Source organism: Neorhizobium sp. LMR1-1-1.1, from assembly GCF_040675795.1.
In the GTDB taxonomy this organism is placed as follows: domain Bacteria; phylum Pseudomonadota; class Alphaproteobacteria; order Rhizobiales; family Rhizobiaceae; genus Neorhizobium; species Neorhizobium cellulosilyticum.
Map to the genome: position 1 here is coordinate 1 of NZ_JBEGHE010000065.1, position 983 is coordinate 983.

The window sequence follows — 983 nt, forward strand, 5'->3', positions numbered from 1 at the left end:
GATCGTCGCCTTCCTGATAGGGGAGGGACAGCGCTTCTGCCAGACGCATACCGACCGAACTCTTGCCGCAGCCGGCGACGCCCATCACGATGATGGGCCGCCGGAAGGCCTGTGCCTCAGAGGCTGATGGTGATGCCGCCGTCGACATAAAGCGTGTGTCCATTCACGAAAGAGGAACCCTTGCCCGACAGGAAGACGGCCGCGCCGACCAGTTCATCGACATTGCCCCAGCGGGCAGCCGGCGTGCGCTTTTCCAGCCATGCGGAAAATTCCGGATTGTCGACCAGTGCCTGGTTGAGCGGTGTCTTGAAATAGCCCGGCGCAATCGCATTGACCTGCAGGCCGTGCTTGGCCCAGTCGGTGGACATGCCTTTGGTGAGGTTTTTGACCGCGCCCTTGGTGGCCGTGTACGGCGCAATGCCCGGACGGGCAAGTTCGCTCTGCACCGAGGCGATGTTGATGATCTTGCCGTGACCGCGGGCGATCATGTGGCGGGCGACAGCCTGACCGACATAAAACACACTGGAAATGTTGGTGGTCAGAAGCTGCTGCCACTTGTCGGCCGGAAAGTCTTCCAGCGGGGAACGATACTGCATGCCGGCATTGTTGATGAGAATGTCTATCGCGCAGATCTCCGCTTCGATGCGAGCGACACCTTCCGCAACCGAGGCCTGGTCGGTCGCATCGAATGCGACGGCGTGAACGGTAAAGCCATCGGCGGAAAGCTGTTTTTGTGCGTCAGCCAGTTTCGCCTCATCGCGGCCGTTGAGAATGACTGTAGCGCCGTGTTCGGCAAGGCCGCGAGCGAGTGCCAGGCCGATGCCCTGGCTGGAGCCGGTGATCAGCGCGGTTTTACCCGTCAGATCGAACAGCGGAAATGACATCAGAAATTCCTCCCGGTTCATAAGCGTCTTTGAAGTTGACATAGATGTTATCGATAACATATGCAATCGAAAACAAAACGCGGGAGTGAGAAATGAAGC

Annotated in this window: 1 protein-coding gene and 1 pseudogene; both read right to left on the bottom strand. The window is 58.8% G+C overall.

Going from position 1 to position 983, the window contains the following annotated elements; translation table 11 throughout:
- A pseudogene (locus MRBLMR1_RS26990) lies at window positions 1-148 on the bottom strand (gluconokinase); the annotation flags it as partial.
- Complete coding sequence (locus MRBLMR1_RS26995; RefSeq protein ID WP_148146641.1) at window positions 117-884, bottom strand: SDR family oxidoreductase; 768 nt, start codon at window positions 882-884, stop codon at window positions 117-119. The gene MRBLMR1_RS26995 and the pseudogene MRBLMR1_RS26990, both read right to left, overlap by 32 nt.
- Window positions 885-983: the final 99 nt, after the last annotated feature.